Raw genomic sequence first — 19258 nt, forward strand, 5'->3', positions numbered from 1 at the left:
ATGGAAGTGTTTTTATGGGTACAGATTTGTTGGAAAACGGTGAAGGGAATAAGTACCTCGTGGTGGAAAAGCACCTTAAACAAGCCATCAATGGTGGCGTTTACCAAGTGGATGATCGACTGCCTTCCATTCGCTCATTGAGCCAAGAATTAAGCGTCAGCAAAAACACCGTGATTCGTGCGTATCAAGAGCTGGAAGCGCAAAACTTGGTGTACTCGGTTCCCAAGTCGGGTTATCGAGTGAAAATCACCTTGCCGACTTCTCGCCCAATTCCGGATCCGACTCGCGTGGATTTGCTCTCGATCTGCAAAGAAATCCTCACGTACCCTGAATACCAAGAGCGTTTGCCCGCAGGCTCTGCCCACCCAAACATTGACTCCCCCGCGATCAAAAGCTTGTACGCCGAGATTGGCCGCCACAGCCGCCAGCAAACGCATGTACCGAGCCATTACCAATTACCACCCGGTGATCACCTCTTAATCAAACAACTGGCGAAAATCACGCAAGATTTGGGCACGCCAGCCAAGTTGGATGAGATCATGGTGACGCACGGCGCGCAACAAGCAATTAGCCTAGCGCTGCGCGCAACGACACAAAAAGGCGATATTGTCGCGGTGGAGTCCCCTTGCTATTTTGGCAACTTATTGATGCTCGAATCACTCGGCCTCAAAGCGGTGGAAATTCCGAGTTGCCCACGAGACGGTATGTGCCCCGAAGCCTTAGCAAAAGCAATGGCGACATGGGACATAAAAGCGATCATCGTAACGCCAAACTTCACCAACCCAACTGGTGCCATGATGCCGCTAGAAAAGCGCCGGCAATTGCTATTGGCGTCTGGCAATATTCCTATTATCGAAGACGATGTGTTTGGCGGGTTAAGTTATAACAAGCCTTTGCCAAGCTTGAGGTTGCTCGATGACAAGCAACGCGTAATTTACGTGAATTCGTTATCCAAAACGCTCGATTCGCGTTTGAGAATTGGTTGGATGTTAGCGGGGCGATATCGAGATCAAATTGAGCAATATCTACTGTGTGAAAACATGGGCAGTTTGAACCTGATGCAATCAGCCGTGGCAACGTTTCTAACGTCCGGTAAGTATCGAACGCATACTTCGCGAATGGGTCGGGTTTATCAAAACAACATGCGCCGATTTATCCAGATGCTTCATCAATACTTGGATGAATACGAATCTCTAAAACATCGATACCAGATCAACGCCGTACAAGGCTCGTTCTTGCTTTGGTTGCGCCTGCCCGAAGACACGGACAGCTATGCGTTGTATCAAGCGTGTAATCAACACAGAATCAGCCTACTTCCCGGTACCGTATTTGGCACTCAAGGGCAATATCGACATTGCGTGCGCCTCAGCGTGGCAAACTTTGGTAGTGAAACCGATTGGAGTAACGCGATGCAAACATTGGCAAAATTGATAGCAAAGCATGTCTGTTAACTCACTCTAAATAAATGAACTTATGCCCACACACGCAAACAGGTAACAACAAAAAACTCCACGCAAAGGTGGAGTTTTCTCGTATCGTTATCGCCCTCAGTGCGACTGAATTTGCCACATTCTCGCGACGTTTTCGGCTAAATTGGCAACGTTGACGTCGGCTTCTTTCATGGCCTCAGGTAAGCTCATCGCCCTTGGTACACAAGCAAACACCGCATCAATGCCGCACTCATAAACCGCCTGATAGTTGTCGCCCACACAGCCTGCTAATGCAATGACTGGTAAATTACACTGCTTAGCCACCTGAGCAACGCCCATCGGCGTTTTGCCATGTGCGGTTTGATGATCGATTCGACCCTCGCCTGTAAATACGATATCCGCATCCGCAACATGCTGAGCAAGTTTGACCGTTTCAAGCACAATCTCAATTCCCGGTTGCAAACGTGCTGGCGTGTACCCAAGCAAGGCCGCTCCCATACCACCAGCAGCACCCGCCCCTTCACGAGTCAGTACGTGCTTACCCGTCGCTTGTTCCGTCAACTCGCCAAACTTGCGCAATGCGTTATCGAGCAGAGTGACGTCTGACGCCGTCGCTCCCTTTTGTGGGCCAAAGATAGCCGACGCGCCTTTGTCACCACAGAGTGGGTTATCAACATCGCACGCTACCAACACTTCGCAAGTTGCTAAACGAGGGTCAAGACCAGAAATATCGATGGACGCAAGCGCCGCTAACCCGTCTCCATTTGGGGTAATTGCATGACCAGATTCATCAAGAAACGCCACCCCCAACGCGGTCAACATGCCCACGCCACCATCATTGGTAGCGCTGCCACCCAAACCAATGATTAAGCGTTGAATACCTCTGTCTAGCGCGTGTTTGATCAGCTGTCCGGTACCAATGCTGCTGGTCAGTTTTGGGTCGCGAGCATCACTCTGCACAAGGTGCAGCCCACTGGCCTCCGCCATTTCAATAACCGCGGTTTCGCCGTCGCCGAGGATGCCATAAAACGCTTCAACATCATTCCCTAATGGCGCGGTCACCGTTGTGAAGACTTGTTCGCCTTGAGTTGCATCAATCAAAGATTGAACCGTGCCTTCGCCACCGTCTGCGACCGGAACTGTAACAAACTCGGCATCATGCCATACACGAGCAAGACCCGTTTTGATCGCCTCGCTCACTTGTTTGGCGGTTAAGCTTTCTTTAAATGAATCAGGTGCAATTACCACTTTCATACGTATTTCCAGAGACTTATAAGAGAACGAGACTCAAAATGTACACCAATGCCATTGCCGTGACACCTTGAACGAGCGTAGCCATGGTTTGCGCGCGGTACGCTAAGCCCACCGACATGCGGCTAAACTGCGAAACTACCCAGAAGAAGCTGTCGTTTGCATGAGAAACCGTCATCGCACCTGCACCGATCGCCATCACCGTTAATACGCGGCCCATTTCTGAATCTAGCCCCAATTGGGTAAGCATAGGCGCAACCAAAGCCGATGTGGTCACCAGTGCAACCGTTGACGACCCTTGCGCCGATTTTAGCGCAGCCGCAACGATAAATGGCATGAAAATACCCACGCCCAGCGCCGATAACGTCGTACCCAAGTATTCACCTAGCGGCGTTGCTTTTAATACCGCGCCAAATGCACCACCCGCACCGGTAATCAAAAGAATAGGCGCAGCAGCCGTAATACCTTGGCTGATTCGCTCGCCAAATTCTTCAATCTTGTTGTCTGATTTGAGTAGGCGAACAGAAAGGAACAGGCCAATCACCAACGCCGTTAGTGGCTGTCCTAAGAAAGTCAGAACATCAAACACAAAACCTTCGCCCAGCGGTAAGCTTGGGAATTTCGCGATAGAGCCAAAACAGATCAATAAGATTGGAACAAAAATAGGAGCAAATGCTTGGCTTGCCGTTGGTAATTTGCCGTAAGACGCTTTGAGTGCTTGCCAGTCATGCTGAATTTCCTCTGCTGCTTCAATGCCATCTGGTTCTACATGCTGGAATCGGTTCGACCACAACATACCCGCTAACGCCGCAACCGCTGCAACAAACACACCCACACCAATCACTAAACCAAGGTTAGATTCCAGGCCTAAGTTACCCGCAGCGGCAATCGGGCCAGGAGTTGGCGGCACAAACGTGTGCGTCGCGTATAGGCCAGTAGCCAACGCCACACTCATCGCAACGCTTGAGGTTTTTAAACGCTTCGCGAGTGATTCTTTGAGCGAGTTCAGAATGACAAAGCCTGAATCACAAAATACCGGAACAGAAACGATGTAACCGATGATGCTCATAGTCAATGTTGGGAAACGCTCACCCAACACTTTAATAACCGTATCGGCCATGGTGATCGCCGCACCACTTTTCTCCAAAATAACACCGATAATGGTACCTAAAACGATAACCAAGCCAATGTAACCAAGGATGCCGCCAAAGCCAGAAGCAATGGTTTTGGCAATGCTATCTGCCGGTAAGCCGTAAGCAAATGCCGCAAGGAACGCCGCGATGATCAGCGCTAAAAAGGGATGTAATTTGAATTTGGTGGTCGTGAGCACAATAAATGCGATCACCCCGAGCAGGATTAATATAAGGTTCATGATAACTCCATTTATTCTTATTTTGCTGAGCGAGTCCGTGTTGACTCACTCAACATGTAGGGACGCATGAATTATTAATCGTTTGCTTTCGAATTCCTTTAGGCGGAGTGACAAATGATGTGGTCAAAAAATGACGCGTATTGTGCGGATGCACAATATTACGACATTTTTGAGAGCCGAGTCGCAATATAAAGCTCCGCTAACCCCACAAAATTGGTGGTTGGTAGCCCCGTTATCTCGGTGATTTTCTCTAACCGATAGCGCAGAGTGTTCCGGTGAATAAACAGCATTTTAGAGCATTCTGTTACATTGCCATTGCATTCAAACAATGCATCTAGGGTTTTCAGCAATTGCCCGGATTTGTCTTTCTCTTTCAACCGTTTCACGCCATCAATAATTTGTTCACCTTGCCAAATATCCGCCAACGGCGCCAACAGCACAGGCAAACGAAGTTCATCGAACAGGTACTTACGTTTCTCTGGGTAGAACTGCTTGCCAATGGCTAATACCTGCTTTGCGCTTTGGTATGACAAAGCAACATCTTTAGGCTCATTAAACAACTGCCCTAGCGCAATGTGAAACGTATGCGAATCGTGATCGCTTAAACGCGACATCAACTTATCAATGCGTTCACTTTCGATTTGGCTATCCCACTGCTTGGCGGAATGACACGGTTTCAACACCACAATTTCATTCACCGAGACAATCGCAACCAGGTTGTTACGCTCTGGGTATTCAAGCAACTCAACAATATTGCGCACGCTCTTCATGCTTTTTGAAGCGGACGGCGTCGAGACTTCAATCACCGTTGCCACCCGTGGTTGAGTCACATCGATAGAAAGACGCATCGCCCAATCTTTCAGCTCTTCATCGGTCAATTTGCCATTGATCCAAGCCAGAATAAACTCTTCGCGATGACGTCTATCCCACTGAAATTTTTCCACCAGCGCGGCTTGTTCGATTGTCAATTCAGCGGTCATTTTGACCAGTTTGGCGAAATCTCGGATTTTCTCCGGCTCGCCTGTCACACCAACAATACCGACCACGTCGCCATGCAATTTCAACAGCATATTGATTCCGGGTTTGACACCCTGCAACGTCAAGCATTGCTGCTCATTCAGCTCTAGTGAATCGCCGTGATTCAACGCCAATACCGCGCCATCATGCACTTGCCCAACGCGTTTGGGATCGCCACTGCCAATGATGATGCCTGCTGAGTTCATCACATTTACGTTGTGACCAATGATGGACATGGTTCGATCGACAATTTGCTGTGCTAGGGAGTGGTCGAGAATAACCATTTCGATTTTCCAGATTGACAATTTAATCGTTCAATAAATCACAAATAGCCAACTGTCGCGATGATGCAGTTAAAAATAACTGAAGCAGCTCAAAGCATTACTCAATTAACCACACGATAAAAATGGATTAAACCCTCATTTTGAGCTGAGAGTTATATACTTAGAACAAAGGTCACCGATGCATTCGTCACTGTGCATCGATACCGCTCGTCTACCTACAGAGGAGGAAACAACATGGAATTACGTAATAAATCGGGTGAAGTCGCAAAAATTGCAGATAATCTCACATTAAAGGAAATCACAGAAATGGGCTACACCGTAGATTTATGCGATGAAGCATTTGACCCCGGTGAGCATTGGAAAGCGGAAGGTAAAACGCAAGGTATGGGCGAGTACCCAGAGGAGTAAGCGTCCTGACGGGCCAGCGCACAAAGCGCTCCATAAACAGAAAAACCGAGCGACTTAACGCTCGGTTTTTTACTTTTGAACTTCTTGAATAAACAAGCCCATCTCTTCAAGATAATTGCCGTTTGAGCATCCCCAATCGGTGACTTCAATCAGCTCGGTAACTAACTGTCCAGATTCATCATTTTGTACTCGCTGCACAAACGCTTCAAAGCGTTCGAACTGCGCCTGAGTTTTAATGCCATGCACAGCATATTCTACAAGCAAGCCGTTGTATGTCTGCCAGCGCTGTTCACCTGAAACATCACTGCTTAAAATTACAGAGCACTTTTGTTGAATGTTCTCAACCGCATCATTTCTTGGCGGCGTGACAGAAGAGCATCCAACCAAAATCGTACCTAGCGCCAATAGAGTAACTTTTGTCTTATTTATCATATCGTTTCCATATGTACTGCCGCGATATAGAAATACTATTACACATGACAAAGATCATCGAGAGCGCCTCGCAGATTAATTAACTGATGAACTGTAAAACCCGTGCTAGCCTTAACACTGCGCACTCCGAACGCGTAACAACTCTTGCTAACTCATTAAAATGTAAACAAATAGTAAAATCACGTTTACGCAGTACACTACCAGCAAATTAATTTGTCCCTCCTTTATTATCAACAAGCGTGCAATAATTAGGGGTCTACTCCCAACCATTTGAAGGATCAAAATGACCGCAACGGATTATCTCAACGACCTCAATCAACGTTACCTCGCGATTCACCGCACCAAAGAAGATTTCTTTTGGGAAACTTACATGGGGATCAGCGATGACCATGATGGCTCGACGCAAGCACAAACCGCATGGACAAGCTTTTTAAGCAACGCCGAGCAAATTACTGCCATCAAACAACAGCTTGAAGCCGCGGACTCAATTACCGACCCACAAGAGAAACAGCAAACCATTACGGGTCTTTCTGGTTGGCTGGCGATGTTTGAATCTCACGCAATCGAGGGCGAAAAGGCACAAGCGTTGAAAAATCAGCTCATTGCCTTTGAAGCTGAGCTATTCGAGAAAAAACAGAACCACGTACAAACGTTTACCGATGAAAACGGCGAGCAAGTGGAAGGTTCACTGCCAGTATTGAGCTCAACCATTCGCACCAACAATCATGAAGAAGTTCGCCAATCGGCTCATCAAGCGTTGCTGAACCTTGAACAATGGCTACTGCAAAACGGCTTTATAGAACTGATCAAACTGCGCAACCAGTTCGCACGCTCACTTGGTTATACGACCTTCTTTGATTACTCCGTGCAAAAAACGGAAAAGATGAGCTCTGAGCAACTATTCGAGATTTTGGAAGATTTCGAACAACGCACGCGAGATGCGCACCTAAACAGCTTAGAAAACTTGGCGAAAGAGAAAGGTGCAAGCGCACTCACTGGCTTCAACTTTGTTTACTCGTTCGCGGGTGACGTCATGCGTGACCTTGACCCATACGTGCCGTTCTCTAAATCTCTGAGACGCTGGGTAGAATCGTTTGGTCGTCTGAATATTGATTACTCTGGCGCGACGCTAACGCTGGATTTGTTAGACCGCAAAGGTAAGTACCCGAACGGGTTCTGCCACGGCCCTATCCCTTCATTCTACAATCAAGGCGAATGGGTCGCAGCACAGGTGAACTTCACCAGCAATGCCAAACCAGACCAAGTGGGCAGCGGCTACGATGGCATTAACACGCTGTTCCACGAAGGTGGCCACGCAGCACACTTTGCGAACGTAAAAATGAACGCGCCTTGTTTCTCGCAGGAGTTTGCGCCGACTTCAATGGCTTATGCAGAAACTCAGTCGATGTTCTGTGACAGCCTGTTAACCGATGCCGATTGGCTAAAACAATACGCACTGGATGATGAAGGGAATCCGGTTCCTGATGAGATCATTCAAGCGATGATCAACAGTCGTCAGCCATTCAAAGCTTATGAAGAACGTAGCATCTTGGTTGTGCCGTACTTTGAACGCGCGTTATATCAACTTAGCGATGACGAGTTAACGCCAGAGCGCATCACTAAGCTGGCTCGCGATTGTGAAAAACAGATCCTTGGTTTGGAATGCAGCCCTCGCCCACTGATGGCGATTCCACATTTGCTATCCGACGAAGCGGCTTGTGCGTATCAAGGTTATCTACTCGCGCACATGGCGGTGTATCAGACCCGCGCATACTTCCTTGAGAAGTTTGGCTATCTGACGGATAACCCAGAAATTGGCCCACTGCTGGCAAAACACTACTGGCATGCAGGCAATCATTTGTCGCACAACGAAACCATTTTCAGCCTGACTGGCGAGGGGTTCAATGCTAAGTACTTGGCAGATGTATGTAATCTATCGCCAGAGCAAGCGTGGGAAGTACAGCAGAAGAAAATCGACTCACTTGCAACACGAGAACGAGCACCAGTTGCTTCACTGAACGCGACAATTAAAGTCGTCGACGGCAGTAAAGAACTGGCAAGCAACGTCATCTCTGACGAACAAATGTGTGACGATTTTGAACGTTACATCGTAGAGACTTACGGTCGATAACACGCCAAAAGCCAGAAGCCACGCTTCTGGCTTTTTGCTATTAAGGCACAACAAAAGGAAGCGCCATGCATCAACAAATCATCAAGTTCTGGTTCGAAGAGCTAACGCCTCAAAACTGGTTTGAAAACAACCCAGAACTGGACAAACATATTGCATCACGATTTGCCTCGGTACTAGAACAAGCCGCTCGTTGTGAACTGTTTAATTGGCGTGACAGCGCACAAGGACGATTGGCCGAAATCATCGTCCTCGATCAGTTTTCACGGAATGTGTATCGCAACACCCCAAAAGCGTTTGCGCAAGACCCGCTCGCATTAGCATTGGCTCAAGAAGCAATTCGGTTAGGACACGATCAAGAATTAGTGCCTGAGCAGCTAAGCTTTTTGTACATGCCTTTTATGCACAGCGAATCTCGCCTCATTCATGTCGAAGCAGAGAAATTGTTTCGCGCATCAGGGCTTGAAAGTAACTACGATTTTGAGCTAAAACACAAAGCCATCATCGACCAATTTGGACGTTACCCACATCGCAACGCCATCTTGGGAAGAGAAAGCACACCTGAAGAGTTAGCATTTTTGCAGCAACCCGGTTCCAGCTTTTAACCATCAATAACAACGAGAACGTTGAATGAAATTAGACGCCATATTGTGGGATTACGATGGGACACTCGTAAACTCTGTACCGAAAAACATCGACATCACCAAAGCGATCTTAGCCATCGTTGCCCCGCATTTAACTGGCGATAATTTACCGAAATATCTCCATTCAGAAGCCAACTATCACTACGCAAACCACGCGGCGAAAAACTGGCAAGAGCTCTACGTGGATTACTACGGCATGTCCCATGATGAAATGCTAAAAGCTGGTGGTTTATGGGCAGAGCATCAAGAGAAAAACCAAACACCAGTAACCCTGTTTGAAGGCATTAATGGCGTTATTAAAGAGTTTGCGCAGCTGCCTCACGGCATTTGCTCTCAAAACTCACAAAGCAATATTCGTCGAGTGCTGTCCGACAACGGCATCAGTGCGCCGTTTAAATCCATCATCGGGTATGATGACGTCTCGAACGGACACCAAAAGCCCGATGCGTACAGTGGTATCAAATGCGTTGAGTCGATTTTTGGTCACGCAGAAAATCGACAGCTGATGTACATCGGTGACCATGAAGCCGACACGCAATTCGCACGCAACATCGAACAGCAGTTGGGTGACCAAAGTAAAGTGATTGCCGTTGCAGCAGCGTACAGCGGCGCGATGCCAGAGCATTGGAGCGTGCAACCAGATTACGTGGCAAGAACGGTTGACGAGCTGTTTTCGATTATTGCTCAACACACGTAATTTTTGACTGCGGTTTAAGGCCAACACCTTGAATGCCAGCGCTCACCTTGCCCTTTCAGACATTGGAACAATTTTAGCCACTACACCGGAGGCCCCATGGTTACATGGCCATGTTTATTGAAACTCGATGGCGACGATGAACTTATCTATTTGCGTTCTCATGCCGATCTTGATTCCGAATGCGAAGCGCTCATTTGGGGGCCAGATGATTACGTAATTGACTCAAATGGCAACACGTTCGGGTTGCAATACAACGATTCGAACACCACCGTTTTACAACCGGAAGAACGCACTCTGTCCGTCGAGGAAGTTACGTCACTCATCCAGTCGCATGAGTTTAGTCTCGCACAAAGATGCATCATCAAAATTCACTTCACCTCGGTACAGCAAGCTGTTGAGGCATTAGCCAATTAGCTCGAACCCCGCTCATGATGATTACACAAAATTATTATTTTTATAATTTATGATAATTTCATGTAATTAAAACCGCGCCATATACTCTCCCACATCGAAACAAAACAACGTTTAAGCACACATGTTGGGAGCAAACAAATGAAAATGAATCATGTCGGTATTATGGTCGGAGATATGGATAAAGCGGTTGAGTTTTACACACAAGCGCTTGGTCTAAAAGTCGTTATGGGTAACACGAAAGTGATTGAAGAACGCGAAACCGCAATTGGCAGAATGTGTATTGCGGTCTTTGGTGAGGGCTTTAAAGGCTTCAACATTGCGCATCTAGTGACAAGCGATGGCATCGGACTTGAGTTATTTGAAATGAAAGAGCGTCAAGAGCGCCATGAAGTGGATTTTTCTCGCATCGGTATCTTCCATTTCTGTTTGCAGACGGACGACTTTGAAGGTGCAATCAAGCGCACTGAAGCGTTTGGTGGCAAAGTTCGTATGGACATCATGCGTTACCACCCAGAAGACGATAACAAGCCTGCGAAAATGGTTTATCTAGAAGACCCATTCGGCAACCTGTTCGAGCTTTACTCGCACACTTATGAAGAAACTTACGCTTCTGAATACGAGTAATTACATCATGCAACACAACCGGGATCAGTGCGTTACTGAACCCGGTTGTTCAAACCGTTTCACCAACCATTGTTACGACTCAATGCCTAACGACTTCATCAACGATTCAACGGTATTGTTAACCCACAATATCAACGGATCATTACGGCGCTTTACGCTGTAAACGTAACCGAAGTTACCCTCTAATTTCGGCAGCGCGTCATCAAATTCGATAAAAGAAAAACGCTTATCTAACTGATTGATCAAGTGACGCGAACAAGGAAACAGCACATCGCTATCCGCAACCAAATTCAAAATGGTGTTGATGTGCGTGGTACGCAGTTGAATTCTTGGGACAACTGAAAAAGGCTGTAATAAGCGCGAGATGTGATCTTCTTTTTCATTCCAATGTTGGATGATGTGAACCGCGTACGCGTACTCTGAAATGTCATCCAAATACATGCGTTTGCCACCATGCGGATGCGTCGCGCGACAGGCCAGAGCAAAGTCGTCCCGCCCGCCTTTTTTCTGAACCAGATGCTTCGGCAATTCCATAGGGAAATAGTTGATGCCAAAAGCGATTTCACCCGCATCGATTTTGTCTGGCGTGGTTTCCGTCCAGTCTTCGATCACCAAGTTCATAAACGGCGCTTCTTTGGCTAGCAGCTGAGTAAACGCGGCAGAAAACCATTGCGCAATGGACGAGTTGATCGCAACACGCAGAACACTGCTTTCGGTCGCGGGATCAAAACTATGAGAAACATTCACCAGCTTGTCGATGTCGTTGATGATCCCAGAAAGCTGCGCTTTGATCTCTTCGGCTTTCGGCGTGAGCTCCATATTGGTGCCCTTGCGCACTAAAATGTCGTCGTTAAACAAATCCCGAATTTTACGCAAGCTTCGGCTCACAGCAGGCTGGCTGGTGCACAAACGCTCCGCAGCCGTTGTGGTGTTGCGTGTTTCAAGAATCACTGCAAGCACCTTGAGCAAATTGTAATCAAAGTTCATCAACGTTATCTCTTTAGCTTTTCTCAAACCATATCACTTTTGATATAGACTAAATACCCACAGTTCATTTCTGTAATAAACGGGTTAACGACTAAGCTTAGCTGGAAATATATCCTCACAACCAAATGGATGAAACCAGCCATGAAACAAAAATTACTCGTTACTCTATTGGGATTATCAGCGCTAGGAGCCAGCCCTGTATTTGCGGCTAACACCAATGTTGATCTTGCAGAAGATGCTTATATCTACGGCTACTCTATTGATGAAGCGTACAAGTTTTTCTATCACACGGCGGTAGAAAACAACTATCCACTGAACCGCTTTCAGAATATTCGTGCTCTAGCTGATGACTCTTACACCGCTCACCCAACCATTAATAACGATACGCTTCACCTTATGGGCTGGTTAGATGTTGCTGCAGAACCTGTCATTGTGAGCGTACCTGATATGGATGAAGGCCGTTACTGGATCTTGCACACAATGGACATGGGCCACTACACCAACGCAGCGTTCAGTTCTCGTACTCGCGGCACAAAAGGCGGCCAGTTCATGTTTGCAGCACAAGATTGGCAAGGTGAAGTGCCAGCTTCTGTCGACGAAGTGGTTCGCGTAGACAGCAACCTTGTGAAGCTGATGGGTCGCATCATGGCAGTGAATGACGAAGATGCGAAAGTCGCGCTTAACTACATGGACCAATGGAACATTCGTACCCTATCGGAATATTTAGGTAAGAACGGTCCCAAACCAGTACAAAGAACGTATCCAGATCCAAAAAATTCAACATGGCTTGAACGCGTGAACTTCGTGCTATGTGATGGCTCGATGGGCAATGCAGACAAACAGTGGTTGGACAAATACCAATCTATCGGCGTTGAACCATGCAAAACTGACTTCACACCTGAGCAGCTAAAACTGGCAAAAGTTGGTGAGAAGAAAGGTATGGAACACCTCGTCGAACTTGCACCTAAAATGACAGATGCTCGTACGTTGCTTGGTACACGCGATACCTTGGGTGATGCGCCACGCGATATTTTTGCAGAAGGTACTTACCTTGGTCAGTGGGGCTTACCACCTATCGAAGCGTCTTACCGTAAATCAGATTTCGACAGCACTGGTCAAAAACTGGATGGTTCGAAGCATGATTACGTGATGCGCTTTAAAGCGCCGAACGTCAGCGAATTCTGGTCTGTTACTATTTACGGCAACGACAACCGTTTGATGGCGAAAAACGACCTAAACCGTCACAGCCGTGGCGACCGAACCATGAAAGCGGACAAAGACGGTTACTACACCATTTACATGAGTGCGAACGAGAAAGGCCGTGCAGACGATCCAAACTTCTTGCCAGTACCTGAAAAACCGTTCTACGCCATCATGCGTTTCTACGGCGCAGACGATGTAATCCAAAGTGGTGAGTATCAAATGCCTGAAATCAAAGTAGTTAAATAATTCGTTTTAACGAACCACTGCTCTGTCGCCTCCTTAGCTCGTAAGTGCGTTAAGGGGGCTTATTTCAAGGTGGGTGTCTAGGGCGAACATCAAGCCCAAAAATCAAAGAGCCACCCGCTCAATCTAGTGATTATTTTTATTTAGGTATCGTATGGATTTTAATCTAATCCAAACCTTTTTAATTGTTGCTGAATATCAATCTTACTCTCGCGCCGCAGAGCACCTAGGGCTAACTCAGCCAGCGATTAGCGCATCCATGAAGCGTTTGGAAAAAGAAACCAACAAATCGTTATTTGTGAAGGATGGGCGACAAATCAAACTCACTTCTGTAGCGCATCAGTTGCTACCTAAATTTCATCAGGCGTTTGCGATGATCAATGATGCCATTTCCGATCAAAGCACTTTCCGCCTGAGCTGTAATGAAGCGCTGATCCACCGCATCACACCAACCAACACGATCAGCATTTGCGCCGATACGGATTTACCTTCGTTATTGAACGATCTACGACTTAAACAGATCGATTTGATTATTAGCCCAACGACCATTCATAACCCATCGTTTATCAGTGAATCAGTTTTTGAAGAGCCAATGGTGGTGATTTGTCGTCAAGATCACCCACGTATCGCAGGAAAAATCGAACAAGAACAGTTTTATTCTGAAAAGCACTGTCGGTTTGTCGGAGACGAAGACTTCCCAGTTAGCAACACCGAAATTCACCAGCCAGGGCTGCAAGAACGTGATGTGGAAATGATGACAACATCACTCTCTGGCATGATGCTTTATGTGGCGAAACACGATTGCTTAGGCGTGCTTCCCCTGTCTTTGGCGCAGAAATGGCAATCGGCTTTGAATCTGCAAGTCATTCAAACTCCAATGTTTTCCGAGCCGGTCAGCTATAAACTGATTTTCCATAAACGAGATGAATCCAGCACTTCCCATCAACGTTTGCGAGCTTGGGCGCGTGACCAATTTGCTACAGGCCTAAACGCCTGACGCGGTCGCACATCAAGGCGTTTCGCCAAAAACTCTTTCTCTCTTCTTAAACGCACTCTTTATGACTAAATGCGCATATGTTAAAAATGGCTTAACGATCAATATGGACGTTCAGGTCGTATACTTTTCCATAACCGCACAAAAGGAGTGAAGCATGCCCACCAACAACCCAATCGCAATCCAAGCACTTGATCATGTTGTGCTAAGAACGTGCAACCTCGACGCCATGTTGCATTTCTATCGAGATATTTTGGGCTGCCCTGTCGAGCGCGAAGTAATGGAGCTTGGTTTAACCCAGCTTAGGGCTGGTAACGCATTGATTGATGTGGTGACGGTAGACAGCGAGTTAGGACAACTTGGCGGAAAGCCACCAGTTCAAAATGGTCGTAATATTGACCATTTTTGCCTGCAACTAGCGCCTTTTTCAGAAAATGAAATGCTGGAATATCTGCGTTCACGCGGCATTGAAACCGAAGAGTTTGCGAAGCGGTATGGCGCACAAGGGTTCGGTAGATCACTCTATATACATGATCCGGAAGGAAATGTCGTCGAGTTAAAACCTCAAGTGATTGATGAGTAAGCTACACTTAACTGTGTTACTGACCATTTGTTTCTCATCATTGTAGAAGGCACAAAAAAATGAACGCGATCTCGTTAGTCCAAGGCGACATCACCACCGCACATGTCGATGCCATCGTGAATGCAGCAAACCCGAGAATGCTCGGCGGAGGTGGCGTCGATGGTGCCATTCATCGCGCAGCAGGGCCTGCGCTTATCAATGCGTGTTATGCCATTGATGATGTCGACGGTATTCGATGCCCGTTTGGTGACGCACGCATTACTGAGGCTGGCAATTTAAACGCGCGTTACGTCATTCATGCCGTTGGCCCGATTTACGATAAATTTGCCGATCCAAAAGCGGTGTTGGAATCTGCATATCAACGTTCGCTGGAGCTCGCGCTCGCCAACCACTGCCAAAGTGTGGCGCTGCCTGCGATTTCTTGCGGAGTGTATGGTTACCCGCCCCAAGAAGCAGCAGAAGTCGCGATGGCCGTTTGTCAAAGACCGGAATACGCGGCACTCGATATGCGCTTTTACTTGTTTAGTGAAGAGATGCTTTCGATTTGGCAACACGCCCTGACCCAGCACTGAAATCTGTATGACAAGAGACATAAAAAAACCGGACTGTTAATACAGTCCGGTTTGTCTTATTTATCACTGAATTATCGTTCGTTAAGCGCTACGAATGCTAGGGGGGTCATCCAAAGCGCTTAATGTGTGCGATCTAGTTTTTGAAGAATCCGTTGTACATCATGTACAAATGCGCCGCAGACCAAGAGAAGTTCGACGCACCTTGTACCGCGCCCGTCTCTGGGTTGTAGTTTTCACGGATTGGCATGTCACCCGTCATACCTTCTGCGTTGTTAAACAACTCATTCGCCATTGCAATCGCTTCTTCTTTGTAGCCGTAGTTTTCCATCGCACGGAAGCCAAAGTACACTTGGTCTAGCCATACACGACCACGCCAGTACACATCTTTACCGTAAGCAGGGTTGGTCTGCGATGCGGTCGGCAAAGGCACACCCGTTCCTTGGAATTTATCTGGCGTGTTGAACTCGTCTTGATCACGCATCACCGCGATCACTTTATCGGCATGCTCTTGCGTTGCTGCACCATTAAACAGCGGCGACCAACCTTCAGGGCCACGTCCACGCTCTACAATCGGCAAACCCGCACAACCATTTGCAAGAGGCGCAGGAGTAGTGCCATCTTTAGCCACATTTAAGTGAATGTCGTAGAAGAATCCTGTGCTTTCATCAAACATACATTGGTTAATGTACGTCTTGATTTTTTCTGCGCCGTTAAGGAATTCTTGCGCACGATCTTTACCTTCTACGCCATCGGACACCAACTTCGCCATTTCCGCTAAGTATTTGTTGTCTGAGTACATGTAAGAGGCTTGATCCACCGATTCTTGCAGCATAGAGAAGCCAAGCAGCTCGCCGTCCGCAGCGTTATTGTTGGTGCGGTTTTCTGCAAAACGAACTTCCCAATCTTTCTTCGCTAGATCGAGTTTCGCTAAGTTTTCCGCTGACGTATTGCTGTACACCCACTCTTCGCCTTCCAGCTTGATGCTGTTATCAAAGCCGTACGCACTTGCCGCGTAGCGACCAAGTTGATCCACATTTCTGTCTGGGTTGCTGATGTCTTCAGCTTGCGAATTCATATTGTGAATATTGTAGATAAAACCAAAACGAGCCGCGTTATCCATGCCCGATTCCCAGCCCGCCGCTTCTTGTGCGCCGACGTGAATCGTCATGTAATCCACTTCATCGAGAATCTTATTGTAAGACGCCATGCCTTTTACTTTATAAGAATTGCCGTTTTGCTCGATGATGTCTTCTGCCGGAATAATGGTCGTGAAGTTAGGATCGCGCGTTTCTACCCAAACGTACATTACGCCTTCTTCCGTGTTGTGTGCTGGGTCCACTGCCGCGCCGTATTCAGGCACACCATTTTGGTTGTGGTCGCGGTTTGATAGCCACCAATCGTGGTATGCCACCAACTTCGGATACATTTCATCAATGAATTTTTGCGCGTCTTCTGGGCGATCAAACTGGTTCACGAGAGCGTGATACACCTCCATCACAGACCATGCCGCCAACGATGGTTTCGTATTGCGTTCGTTCCAGTTTTCAGAGCCAGCACCACCACGACTAATAGGTTTGGTGTACGTCAACACATCCAGCAAGTAGCCTTTGTCTTGCGGACGAATCTTGTCATCAGCTTGAACTTGTTCTTGGAATACCGTGCGAATGTTGTCCATCGCAACATCTGGGTTGAAATGCGCCATCGCGTACGCTTGTTTCCACGAATCCCACGGCCACGTTAAGTTACCAGAGAACCAACGCGCAGTGACCGATGGCGTGACTGTCGCTTGTTCAATATCGCCCGCCGCAGAGCGCCAGTTACCGTTTAGGGTCTCCATCGCTTTTACGGCCACACGAGCTTGGTCTGCTGTCGCTTCTTTGTTGATAAGACCATTCGCTAAATAGCCGTCCCAACGCGCTTTCGACGCTTCCATGTATTGAGTTGGATTCGCCAATACGTCTTGCAATCTCAACGATTCTGACTGCACTTCTTTCGCATTGTGCAGGTTAGAATAGGCCGTATAAACCGCCGATGTTTGCTCTGCTGGTAGGCTCATCTCCGCGGTAGAACTGAATGAGGTTTCGTTGGTGAACGTCTTCGTCGGTAGAGAACGAGTAATGCGGAACTCGGCATCGCGGTCATTACGGATCGCCCAGTTGTCTTTCATCTCGCTAAAGTTAATTTTAATGCTGTTCTCGATGGTCGAAATCTGGCGCTTGTAATCTGGGTAGTACTGCGCCACGGTTTGGTCTTTTCGCGTCGACAGCGCGTATTTCACCAACTCGCCGTCCCACTCCAACGCCAAGTTCATATCACGATCAGTTTTGTTAGTGATGAGCGTTTCTACCAACGAAGAACGGTCAGTTACGAAGCGCAGCACCATTTGCACGTGAATATCGTCCAAGTCCAACACCTGCACTAACGCACCTGGAATGGAATAGACTTTCGCTTCTGCGTTCGATAAGTCGTAAGTTTGGCCACTCACTTTGTCGGTCAACGTGAGCTTGTCGAACGTTTGGCCAGACATAAAATGCGCGTACTCTTGCGTCACTTGCATAATACCGCCGAAAGCGCCATAACCCGCCGCATCTTCAGGTAGCAAATGGCCATGCCACGCGCCGTTATCCGTCAACGCGTTGTACTTCAGGTTCGAATAACTGTCGTAATCACGCAGGTAAGTTGGATTACCAGTACGATCAATCACGTTAGTAAATTCCGAAGTTGGCGCCTGTGGTAAACGGATTTCAGTTTTATCATTGGAACCACATCCAACAAGCGAAATAGTAGCCCCGATCAGAATGGCAAGTGTGCTCTTTTTAAACATACTTTTTCCCTATTATTTACGTTATTTTTATATTCTCATTTATATAAATGAGTGTTTTTAGTGTGCAGAAGCCCGGCTCGCACTAAATAAGCACAAGCTTCCGATAATTATTCTTTTATTTTTCTTTAGCGATAGTGATGGCTTTTAATAAATCGCCATTAATATTCGGAATTGTGTCAGCCAAAAATATCTGATTACCAGGTGTGAAAGTGAGTAAAACGTTTTTTAGTCGTTGACTGTTTTCACTGGTTTTATTTTGAACATCAAACTCAATTAGTTTGTTGTACACTTCATTTGCCAGTTTTTCTTCTTGTTCTTCGGTAATCGCAATACGTCCAACACAAATTGGAGGTCGAATATCGTGGCTAAACACTTCTTCACGAAAGCGCTGTGCAAATAGCGTGTCTAAATTTGAACCTTCTTCAAAAATAAAGCGGCCTGTATCTTTAAATTGATAGTGTTTATCCCCTTTCAGTTCAATGTAATCCATCATTTCTAGTGCACGTAAATAGAGCGCAACGGAAGTATCACTCAGCTGGTATCTCCGAGCGATCTCTTCTAAAGGCCACTCAGGTCGACGCAAAAGATAAAGAAAATCAAATAAGTGAGGATATTGATGAAAAATCTCACTGTTGGTGTCGGTGATAAACTGTTCACTCTCTTGCTGCAGTTGCTTACCTCGCATGGATAACTCAACCAAATCCGTATCAAGGTGCGTGGCGTACAACAAGATTTTATCTAAACCAAGAGACGTATTGTGAAGCTGCCTTTTTATAGTAGAAAGCGGGATTCCAAGTCCAATAGAAAGCTCGGAATATCCAATGCCTTTTTCTTTTATTTTTTCTCGTAAAGCAGCAAGTAAATACGTTGCAGAATTATTCATCTAACAATGCCTGTATTTTATTTATTCAGCATCCATGATGATAAATTCAAGAGAGTCCTACTCTTGTGATTTTGGTCTCAATATTCTATCTTGTTGGCGTAAAACATATCTTATCCATTAAATTTTTTTACTTTTCTTTAACTGGATGTATTTTACCCACCCTGAACAAGTTATGGCCATTGCTCTATGGGCTTATCAAGATAATAGTCAGTATAATTGTTTTGAAGAGTAAAATTAAGATGGCAAAGATTTTTACTAAAACTTTTCT

18 protein-coding genes are annotated in these 19258 nt (G+C 46.7%); 11 read left to right on the forward strand and 7 right to left on the reverse strand.

The genetic code is table 11. From position 1 onward, the window contains the following. Positions 1-14: 14 nt before the first annotated feature. On the forward strand, positions 15-1451 hold the full coding sequence (locus VEA_RS19410) for an aminotransferase-like domain-containing protein (protein ID WP_006740987.1): 1437 nt from the start codon (positions 15-17) through the stop codon (positions 1449-1451). A gap of 96 nt (positions 1452-1547) precedes the next feature. Here the strand turns inward: VEA_RS19410 and VEA_RS19415 are convergent, their stop codons facing one another. From VEA_RS19415 to VEA_RS19425, 3 genes are all read right to left on the reverse strand, one after another. Then, positions 1548-2684, reverse strand: coding sequence for a glycerate kinase (locus VEA_RS19415; RefSeq protein ID WP_006740986.1), 1137 nt, complete (start codon positions 2682-2684; stop codon positions 1548-1550). A gap of 16 nt (positions 2685-2700) precedes the next feature. After that, positions 2701-4053 (reverse strand): GntP family permease, encoded by a 1353-nt coding sequence (locus VEA_RS19420; protein WP_006740985.1) that lies wholly within the window; start codon positions 4051-4053, stop codon positions 2701-2703. A gap of 158 nt (positions 4054-4211) precedes the next feature. Beyond that, positions 4212-5354: a sugar diacid recognition domain-containing protein gene (locus VEA_RS19425; protein ID WP_006740984.1), complete on the reverse strand. Its 1143-nt coding sequence runs from the start codon at positions 5352-5354 to the stop codon at positions 4212-4214. 234 nt (positions 5355-5588) lie between these two features. Between VEA_RS19425 and VEA_RS24085 the strand changes: the two genes are divergently transcribed. Then, a complete protein-coding gene (locus VEA_RS24085; protein WP_005391896.1) occupies positions 5589-5762 on the forward strand; it encodes a hypothetical protein in 174 nt (57 codons plus the stop codon). 69 nt (positions 5763-5831) lie between these two features. Here VEA_RS24085 and VEA_RS19430 read toward each other — a convergent pair whose 3' ends face one another. Further along, a complete protein-coding gene (locus tag VEA_RS19430; protein WP_006740983.1) occupies positions 5832-6194 on the reverse strand; it encodes a hypothetical protein in 363 nt (120 codons plus the stop codon). Positions 6195-6477: 283 nt separating this feature from the next. Between VEA_RS19430 and VEA_RS19435 the strand changes: the two genes are divergently transcribed. The 5 genes from VEA_RS19435 (at position 6478) to VEA_RS19455 (ending at position 10701) form a co-directional block, all read left to right on the forward strand. After that, positions 6478-8325 (forward strand): M3 family metallopeptidase, encoded by a 1848-nt coding sequence (locus VEA_RS19435; protein ID WP_006740982.1) that lies wholly within the window; start codon positions 6478-6480, stop codon positions 8323-8325. Positions 8326-8390: 65 nt separating this feature from the next. Beyond that, the gene (locus VEA_RS19440; RefSeq protein ID WP_006740981.1) at positions 8391-8927 is read left to right on the forward strand and encodes a DUF924 family protein; all 537 of its coding nucleotides are present in this window, start codon (positions 8391-8393) and stop codon (positions 8925-8927) included. A gap of 25 nt (positions 8928-8952) precedes the next feature. Further along, complete coding sequence (locus VEA_RS19445; RefSeq protein ID WP_006740980.1) at positions 8953-9663, forward strand: HAD family hydrolase; 711 nt, start codon at positions 8953-8955, stop codon at positions 9661-9663. A 96-nt stretch (positions 9664-9759) separates the two neighbouring features. Beyond that, a complete protein-coding gene (locus tag VEA_RS19450; RefSeq protein WP_005460842.1) occupies positions 9760-10077 on the forward strand; it encodes a DUF4144 domain-containing protein in 318 nt (105 codons plus the stop codon). Between the two features lie 138 nt (positions 10078-10215). After that, a complete protein-coding gene (locus VEA_RS19455; RefSeq protein WP_006740979.1) occupies positions 10216-10701 on the forward strand; it encodes a VOC family protein in 486 nt (161 codons plus the stop codon). Between the two features lie 72 nt (positions 10702-10773). On the opposite strand, the gene VEA_RS19460 is transcribed toward VEA_RS19455, so the two are convergent. Continuing rightward, positions 10774-11688: a LysR family transcriptional regulator gene (locus VEA_RS19460; RefSeq protein ID WP_006740978.1), complete on the reverse strand. Its 915-nt coding sequence runs from the start codon at positions 11686-11688 to the stop codon at positions 10774-10776. Positions 11689-11829: 141 nt separating this feature from the next. Here VEA_RS19460 and VEA_RS19465 point away from each other — a divergent pair, with 141 nt between their 5' ends. The 4 genes from VEA_RS19465 to VEA_RS19480 all read left to right on the forward strand — a co-directional run bounded on the left by VEA_RS19465 (position 11830) and on the right by VEA_RS19480 (position 15283). Continuing rightward, positions 11830-13137: a DUF1254 domain-containing protein gene (locus tag VEA_RS19465; RefSeq protein WP_006740977.1), complete on the forward strand. Its 1308-nt coding sequence runs from the start codon at positions 11830-11832 to the stop codon at positions 13135-13137. Positions 13138-13288: 151 nt separating this feature from the next. Beyond that, on the forward strand, positions 13289-14131 hold the full coding sequence (locus tag VEA_RS19470; RefSeq protein WP_006740976.1) for a LysR family transcriptional regulator: 843 nt from the start codon (positions 13289-13291) through the stop codon (positions 14129-14131). Between the two features lie 154 nt (positions 14132-14285). Continuing rightward, on the forward strand, positions 14286-14711 hold the full coding sequence (locus VEA_RS19475) for a VOC family protein (RefSeq protein WP_006740975.1): 426 nt from the start codon (positions 14286-14288) through the stop codon (positions 14709-14711). Between the two features lie 59 nt (positions 14712-14770). Next, positions 14771-15283: an O-acetyl-ADP-ribose deacetylase gene (locus VEA_RS19480; RefSeq protein ID WP_006740974.1), complete on the forward strand. Its 513-nt coding sequence runs from the start codon at positions 14771-14773 to the stop codon at positions 15281-15283. 133 nt (positions 15284-15416) lie between these two features. On the opposite strand, the gene ygjK is transcribed toward VEA_RS19480, so the two are convergent. Both ygjK and VEA_RS19490 read right to left on the reverse strand, forming a co-directional pair. Further along, positions 15417-18107 (reverse strand): alpha-glucosidase, encoded by a 2691-nt coding sequence (gene ygjK, locus VEA_RS19485; RefSeq protein ID WP_006740973.1) that lies wholly within the window; start codon positions 18105-18107, stop codon positions 15417-15419. Between the two features lie 115 nt (positions 18108-18222). Continuing rightward, positions 18223-18990 (reverse strand): hypothetical protein, encoded by a 768-nt coding sequence (locus tag VEA_RS19490; protein WP_006740972.1) that lies wholly within the window; start codon positions 18988-18990, stop codon positions 18223-18225. Between the last annotated feature and the right edge of the window lie 268 nt (positions 18991-19258).

Source organism: Vibrio antiquarius (assembly GCF_000024825.1).
In the GTDB taxonomy this organism is placed as follows: Bacteria; Pseudomonadota; Gammaproteobacteria; order Enterobacterales; family Vibrionaceae; genus Vibrio; species Vibrio diabolicus.